Here is a 6,604-nt window from a genome sequence, read left to right on the forward strand (position 1 = left end):
AGCGGAGCCTTCGGTCGAAGGGATCGATGCTGATACCTCGAAGGTCGCCCGAAAGGCTCTCGGTGGCGAGTTTGCACGCTTGGACAATGACCTCTGCTACCTGCGGGGCGTCATCAAGAACGCGAGCGAGCGTTTCCGGCGACTGCGCCCAAATGCGGCTGATCGAATGAAACGCGACGAGAAGCCGGTCCGCTAACGCTTCGCTGCGCTCGGGCTCGATCGTCGCAATGAAATGTACCAGGACCGATCGCTGCCGATCCGAGCCAATCGCTTTTGGTGCTGCCAGGTTGCGGCCACGAGGAGCGGGGGAAGAAGCCAGGATGCAGCGACCTGCATTGTCAGATAGGCTATCGGGTGGAGGTCCATGTCGATCGCGCGGGTCGTGTGAGCCAGCAACGGAAGGCATTGTAGGACTGCCGCCAGCATGGGCCAGAAGCGATAAGCCGTCAGCGCAACGGTCATCGTCCCGGCCGCAGCTATCAGATCGATCACCAGGTGCCCCGCATCGACCGTGACGAAGTTCACCGCAAATATCAGGTGGAGAGCCTGGTCGGAAACCAGCATGAAGAGGAGAATCGCTGCCACAGCCTTCTCTGGGCCGCCGCCTTTCCGGAGGGCGTAGACGAGAGCCACCAGCAGCAATGTCACGAAGATTGCGATCCGCAGCATCGCGCTCATTCACCATGCCGATGGCCCACCGTCAATGTCGCTCAGCTCACCAAAGCAAGCCTTGCGGTGGCAGCTTCGGCAACTGCCGGGCATTCGTGAAGGTCGAGGCCTGACGTTTCACGGCCGATGTCGGCAAGGTCGCCATGAACACGAAGGATGTCGCCGCTCACACCAACCAGCGCGAGTTGCGCCTCAGCGATACGGCGGATCGTCGCATGTCCCTTGGCGGCGGGGACGCCTGCCGTGTCACGACGCGCGGTCACCACCTCCGCCATCAGCGACGACACGGCGATGAGCGCGCCGTCTATCTGTGCCTCGGCGGCAGGCACTGCTTGCTGCAACCGCTCGACGGCAATGCTATTCAGATTTTGCATAGATTCTCCTCTCCGGAAAAGCGCGCCGCGCTCCCGGACCATGGTTCAACAGGAATTGGGATCAGGTCGAGGCGAGCCGGGTCAGAGTTTGACCGATCGACAGGCCTGCGATGACCATGAGAAGCACCGCGATGAGCAAGCTCACGACGATCACGACCCGGGCCTGAGGCCTATAATTCGGCCTCAGCAAATCCCTGAACGGAGAGCCTTCGCTCCGAGACCCGACCCGCCTTGCCAAATTATCGTTCAGATGGAGCAAGCTGGCGGGGTCACCGTCCGGGAAATCGGATGGCACCAGTTCTGGGGCTGGCGGTAGTATGACCGGATCACATGGTATCCGATCATAGGTCTGCCGAAGCCGCGCATAGATGATTGCGGTCTCGTCGCGGTTGGCCGCGCCCAGCGTGTCGCGTGCGGTGGTGAGCCGCAAATCCACCGCCTGCTTCGATATGTCGAGGTCGCGGGCGATCTGTTTCGAGGTTTTTCGTTCCAGCAGCAGATCGAGACAAGCCCGCTGCTTTTCTGTCAAGCGCGTCCACCTCGAGAACTCGTCCGAATGCTGCAACCCCGAATCACTCATCCTGACACTGTTGTCAAAATCGCGCTCGGCACAACCCGCCGGGCTTCATTTAATCGTTGCTGAAATGGAATTGATCGCATCGCAGCCTACGCCATTCCCTGTCTTCCTTACCCACAGTACGACGCGCGCAAATCTCTGTTGAAAGTAGAGGTTTTCTGCGTCTCTTACTTGTCCCCGTCGAGCCGGGCGCTTTTGCCCGGACCATCTAACGGGGAATATCATGGGCGCAGAACCGGTCCGTTTCGAGGCACAAGGCCGAGGCGCGCGCATGCTGCGGACAGCGCTTGGCGGCGCGATCGCCGAGTGGCTTGCCGACCCTGCGGTCATCGAAATCATGCTCAATCCCGACGGTCGGCTTTGGGTCGATCGCCTCGGAGCAGGGATCGCCGATAGCGGTATCCTGCTCGCGGCCAGCGATGGCGAACGCATCATCCGGCTCGTGGCGCATCATGTCGGCGCCGAGGTCCATGCCGGGTCGCCGCGCGTATCGGCCGAGCTTCCCGAAAGTGGCGAGCGCTTCGAGGGTCTGTTGCCGCCCGTGGTCGCGGCGCCGACCTTCGCGATCCGCAAGCCCGCGGTCGCGGTCTTCTCGCTCAGCGATTATGTCGCAGCGGGCATCATGTCCGCTCCGGCAGCCGAGGCGCTGCGCTCCGGAGTTGCCGAGCGCCTCAATATCCTCGTCGCCGGCGGCACGGGGACAGGCAAAACTACGCTCACAAACGCCCTTCTCGCCGAGGTCGCCAAGACCAGCGAGCGCGTCGTCCTGATCGAAGACACCCGCGAACTGCAATGCGCCGCTCCGAACCTCGTCGCGATGCGCACCAAGGATGGGGTCGCCTCGCTGTCCGACCTCGTCCGTTCCTCGCTTCGGCTTCGGCCGGACCGCATCCCGATCGGGGAGGTTCGCGGTGCCGAGGCGCTCGACCTTCTGAAAGCCTGGGGCACCGGACATCCCGGCGGCATCGGCACGATCCACGCCGGCAGCGCGATCGGCGCGCTTCGCCGCATGGAGCAGCTCATCCAGGAAGCCGTGATCACGGTCCCGCGCGCCCTTCTCGCGGAAACGATCGATCTCGTTGCCGTTCTCGTGCGTGACGGCGCCGGGCGGCGCCTCGCCGAACTCGCCCGCGTCGACGGCCTCGATGCCTCGACCGGCGACTATCGCATCACCCCCCTCTTTACCCCCGAAGGAGACTGACCATGACCCACGCCGCCCGACGGGAGGCACCGCGCTTCCTGCTCGCCTCGACCGCTCTCTATGTCGCGCTCGTTACCGCCTTGCCCGCTCGGGCCGGTGGCTCGTCGATGCCGTGGGAAGCGCCGCTGCAATCGATCCTCGAGAGCGTCGAGGGGCCGGTCGCGAAGGTGATCTCGCTGATCATCATCATCATCACCGGGCTGACCATCTCGTTCGGAGACACGTCGGGCGGTTTTCGCCGCATGGTCCAGATCGTGTTCGGGCTGTCGATCGCCTTCGCGGCGTCGAGCTTCTTCCTGACCTTCTTTTCCTTCGGCGGCGGAGCCGTCGTCTGATGGATGGCGCGGCCGAAGTCACCGGTTTCTTCGCGCCCGTGCACCGCGCGCTCGCCGAGCCGATCCTGCTCGGCGGCGCGCCGCGCGCCCTCGCGATCGCCAATGGCACGCTCGCGGCCGGGATCGGCCTTGGCCTCCGCCTCTGGATCGCGGGTCTCGTCCTCTGGATCGTCGGCCATGCGCTCTCGGTCTGGGCGGCGCGCCGCGACCCGCAATTCGTCGACGTCGCCAAGCGTCACCTCAAATATCCTGTCTGGATGCGGCCATGATGAACCTCGCCGAATATCGCTCGAAGTCGGCCTGCCTTTCCGATTATCTCCCCTGGGTCGCGCTGGTCGCCGAGGGCGCGGTGCTCAACAAGGATGGCTCGTTCCAGCGAACCGCGGCCTTCCGCGGCCCCGATCTCGACAGCGCCACCCCCGCCGAACTCGTCGCGGTCACCGCCCGGCTCAACAATGCGATCCGGCGCCTCGGCTCCGGCTGGGCCTTGTTCGTGGAGGCGCAGCGGCTGCCGTCGAGCGATTATCCCGCATCCTCATTTCCCGATCCGGCATCCGCTCTTGTCGACATGGAGCGCCGCGAGCAATTCCGGGAGGAAGGGGCGCATTTCGAGAGCCGCTATTATCTGACCCTCCTGTGGATGCCGCCGGCCGAGGATGCCTCGCGGGCGGAGGGCTGGCTTTATGAGGGTATGGAGCGCTCGGGGGTCGATCCGAAGGAGCATCTCGCGAGCTTCATCGACCGGTCGAACCGCATCCTTCATCTCGTCGAAGGCTTCATGCCCGAGGCCGAATGGCTCGATGACGGCGAGACGCTGACCTATCTCCATTCAACCGTATCGACGAAGCGGCAGCGTGTCCGGGTTCCCGAGACGCCAGTCTATCTCGACGCGCTGCTGACGGACCAGCCGCTCATCGGCGGGCTTGAGCCGCGGCTCGGCGAGCAGCATCTGCGGACCCTGACGATCACGGGCTTTCCGACCGCGACCTGGCCCGGCCTCCTCGACGATCTCAACCGGCTGGCCTTCGCCTATCGCTGGTCGACCCGCGCGATCATGCTCGACAAGACAGACGCGACCAAGCTGCTGACGAAAATCCGGCGACAATGGTTCGCCAAGCGCAAGTCGATCGCGGCGATCCTCAAGGAGGTGATGACCAACGAGCAATCGGCGCTCGTCGACAGCGATGCCTCGAACAAGGCGGCCGACGCCGACATGGCGTTGCAGGAGCTCGGCGCCGATCATGCCGGCGTCGCCTATGTGACCGCGACCGTCACCGTGTGGGACAGCGACGCGGCCCTCGCCGCCGAGAAGCTCCGGCTGGTCGAGAAAGTCATCCAGGGGCGCGACTTCACCTGCACGATCGAGGGCATGAACGCGATCGAGGCCTGGCTCGGGAGCCTGCCCGGCCACGCCTACGCCAATGTCCGCCAGCCGCCGATTTCCACCCTCAACCTTGCCCACATGATCCCCCTGTCTGCCGTGTGGGCGGGGGCGGAACGGGACGAGCATTTCGGAGACGCCCCCTTGCTCTATGGCAAGACCGAAGGCTCGACCCCGTTCCGCCTTTCCCTCCATGTCGGCGACGTCGGTCATTGCCTCGTCGTCGGTCCGACGGGGGCAGGCAAATCGGTGCTGCTCGCGACGATGGCGATGCAGTTTCGCCGCTATCCGGGCTCGCAAATCTTCGCGTTCGATTTCGGCGGCTCGATCCGCGCCGCAGCCCTCGCGATGGGCGGGGACTGGCAGGATCTTGGCGGGGCGCTCCACGATGGCGAGGGCGGCGTGGCGTTGCAGCCGCTCGCCCGGATCGACGAGGCGTCCGAGCGGAGCTGGGCTGCCGAATGGCTCGCCGCGCTGTTCGCGGGCGAAGGCATGATGATCGACCCGGCGGCGAAGGAGCATCTCTGGTCGGCGCTGACCTCACTCGCGACGGCGCCTGTCGCCGAACGCACGCTGACGGGGCTCGCGGTGCTTCTCCAGTCGCGCGACCTCAAGCAGGCGCTCGCGCCCTATTTGGTCGGCGGACCCTGGGGGCGGCTGCTCGATGCCGACGAGGAGCGCATCGGGGCCGCGCGCGTGCAGGCCTTCGAGACCGAAGGCCTTGTCGGCGCCGCGTCGGCGGGACCCGTCCTGTCCTATCTGTTTCACCGGATCGCCGGACGGCTCGACGGCTCGCCGACGCTCATCATCATCGACGAAGGCTGGCTCGTGCTCGACAGCCCGGCCTTCGCGGCGCAGCTCCGCGAATGGCTGAAGACGCTCCGCAAGAAGAATGCGAGCGTGGTCTTCGCGACGCAGAGCCTTGCCGACATCGAAACCTCTAGCATCGCACCCGCGATCATCGAGAGCTGTCCGACCCGCATATTTCTGCCGAACGAGCGCGCGCTCGAGCCGCAGATTGCCCGCATCTACGAGCGCTTCGGTCTCAATGACCGGCAAATAGAGATACTGAGCCGGGCGACCCCGAAGCGCGACTATTATTGCCAGTCGCGGCGCGGCAATCGCCTCTTCGACCTGGGGCTAGGCGAGGTTGCGCTCGCCTTCACCGCGGCATCTTCGAAGACCGATCAGACGCGCATCGCGGAGCTGTTCGCAGCGCACGGCCCCGAAGGGTTCGCGGCCGCCTGGCTTTCCCACCGCAAGCTCGAATGGGCGGCCGAGCTGCTCCCCACCATTGCCGCCCCCAATGAGGAGTGCCCCCGATGAAGAAGAATATCGTCCGCGCCGTCGCTGCCGCGGCACTTGTGTTGCTGCCCGTGTCGGGCGCGATGCTGGCCGTCCCGGCGAGCGCCCAGCTCGGCGGCATCGTCCACGATCCGCGCAACTATTCGCAGAATATCCTGACCGCGGCGCGCACGCTCGAGCAGATCAACAACCAGATCAAGCAGCTGCAGAATCAGGCGACCTCGCTGATGAACGAGGCGAAGAACCTCAACAGCCTGCCGACATCGACGCTGGGCACGCTCGAGGCGCAGGTCGACCAGACGCGCCAGCTCCTCGCGCAGGCAGAGGGCATCGCGTTCAACGTGTCGGACATCCAGAAGGGGTTCGAGGCGCGCTACAAGGGCGGAGCGCTGACGGGCTCTGCCGCCGAGATGGTCGCCAATGCCGAGGCGCGCTGGAAGGACAGCGTCGGCGCCTTCGAGGATGCGATGAAGGTGCAGGCCGGCATCGTCACGAACATGGGCGGAACGCGGACGTCGATCTCGACGATCGTCGGCGCCAGCCAGTCGGCAACCGGCGCGCTGCAGGCCGCGCAGGCGGGCAACCAGCTGCTCGCCATCCAGTCGCAGCAGATCGCCGATCTCGCCGCCGTCATGAGTGCGCAGGGCCGCGCCGAGATGCTCGATGCCGCGCGCGCGGCGGCCGCCGAGGCCGAAGGCCGCGAGCGCTTCCGCCGCTTCCGCAAGGGCAATTGAGATGGGCCGGGCGGGGACGCTCGTGGCA

General features: G+C 65.6%; 8 protein-coding genes. 5 read left to right on the plus strand and 3 right to left on the minus strand.

The features are described 5' to 3' along the window. Positions 1–192: 192 nt before the first annotated feature. From JHC57_RS08635 to JHC57_RS08645, 3 genes are all read right to left on the minus strand, one after another. Complete coding sequence (locus tag JHC57_RS08635) at positions 193–678, minus strand: hypothetical protein (RefSeq protein WP_294029595.1); 486 nt, start codon at positions 676–678, stop codon at positions 193–195. 32 nt (positions 679–710) lie between these two features. After that, positions 711–1,043 (minus strand): hypothetical protein, encoded by a 333-nt coding sequence (locus JHC57_RS08640; protein WP_294029596.1) that lies wholly within the window; start codon positions 1,041–1,043, stop codon positions 711–713. Positions 1,044–1,104: 61 nt separating this feature from the next. After that, a complete protein-coding gene (locus JHC57_RS08645; RefSeq protein ID WP_294029597.1) occupies positions 1,105–1,623 on the minus strand; it encodes a LuxR C-terminal-related transcriptional regulator in 519 nt (172 codons plus the stop codon). 220 nt (positions 1,624–1,843) lie between these two features. On the opposite strand from JHC57_RS08645, the gene trbB reads away from it, so the two are divergent. From trbB to trbJ, 5 genes are read left to right on the plus strand one after another with little or no spacing between them, the layout of a single operon-like run. Continuing rightward, entirely contained in the window at positions 1,844–2,821 is a 978-nt protein-coding gene (gene trbB / locus JHC57_RS08650) for a P-type conjugative transfer ATPase TrbB (protein WP_294029598.1), read from the plus strand. 2 nt (positions 2,822–2,823) lie between these two features. Beyond that, positions 2,824–3,156 (plus strand): TrbC/VirB2 family protein, encoded by a 333-nt coding sequence (locus JHC57_RS08655; protein ID WP_037553363.1) that lies wholly within the window; start codon positions 2,824–2,826, stop codon positions 3,154–3,156. After that, on the plus strand, positions 3,156–3,425 hold the full coding sequence (locus JHC57_RS08660; RefSeq protein WP_058802382.1) for a VirB3 family type IV secretion system protein: 270 nt from the start codon (positions 3,156–3,158) through the stop codon (positions 3,423–3,425). The genes JHC57_RS08655 and JHC57_RS08660 overlap by 1 nt, the downstream gene beginning before the upstream one ends. After that, positions 3,422–5,863 carry a conjugal transfer protein TrbE gene (gene trbE / locus JHC57_RS08665; RefSeq protein ID WP_052181969.1) on the plus strand — a complete coding sequence of 814 codons (2,442 nt, stop codon included), beginning with the start codon at positions 3,422–3,424 and terminating at the stop codon, positions 5,861–5,863. Before JHC57_RS08660 ends, trbE begins: the two co-directional genes overlap by 4 nt. Then, entirely contained in the window at positions 5,860–6,576 is a 717-nt protein-coding gene (gene trbJ, locus JHC57_RS08670) for a P-type conjugative transfer protein TrbJ (RefSeq protein ID WP_037553367.1), read from the plus strand. Before trbE ends, trbJ begins: the two co-directional genes overlap by 4 nt. Positions 6,577–6,604: the final 28 nt, after the last annotated feature.

Source organism: Sphingopyxis sp. (assembly GCF_016463645.1).
Classification (GTDB): Bacteria; Pseudomonadota; Alphaproteobacteria; order Sphingomonadales; family Sphingomonadaceae; genus Sphingopyxis.

What these genes read in the sequence shown, in the direction of transcription:
- JHC57_RS08640 (WP_294029596.1), bottom strand. Translation starts at nt 1,043, where the DNA reads ATGCAAAATCTGAATAGCATTGCCGTCGAGCGGTTGCAGCAAGCAGTG.
- JHC57_RS08635 (WP_294029595.1), bottom strand. Translation starts at nt 678, where the DNA reads ATGAGCGCGATGCTGCGGATCGCAATCTTCGTGACATTGCTGCTGGTG.
- JHC57_RS08645 (WP_294029597.1), bottom strand. Translation starts at nt 1,623, where the DNA reads ATGAGTGATTCGGGGTTGCAGCATTCGGACGAGTTCTCGAGGTGGACG.
- trbE (WP_052181969.1), top strand. Translation starts at nt 3,422, where the DNA reads ATGATGAACCTCGCCGAATATCGCTCGAAGTCGGCCTGCCTTTCCGAT.
- trbB (WP_294029598.1), top strand. Translation starts at nt 1,844, where the DNA reads ATGGGCGCAGAACCGGTCCGTTTCGAGGCACAAGGCCGAGGCGCGCGC.
- trbJ (WP_037553367.1), top strand. Translation starts at nt 5,860, where the DNA reads ATGAAGAAGAATATCGTCCGCGCCGTCGCTGCCGCGGCACTTGTGTTG.
- JHC57_RS08655 (WP_037553363.1), top strand. Translation starts at nt 2,824, where the DNA reads ATGACCCACGCCGCCCGACGGGAGGCACCGCGCTTCCTGCTCGCCTCG.
- JHC57_RS08660 (WP_058802382.1), top strand. Translation starts at nt 3,156, where the DNA reads ATGGATGGCGCGGCCGAAGTCACCGGTTTCTTCGCGCCCGTGCACCGC.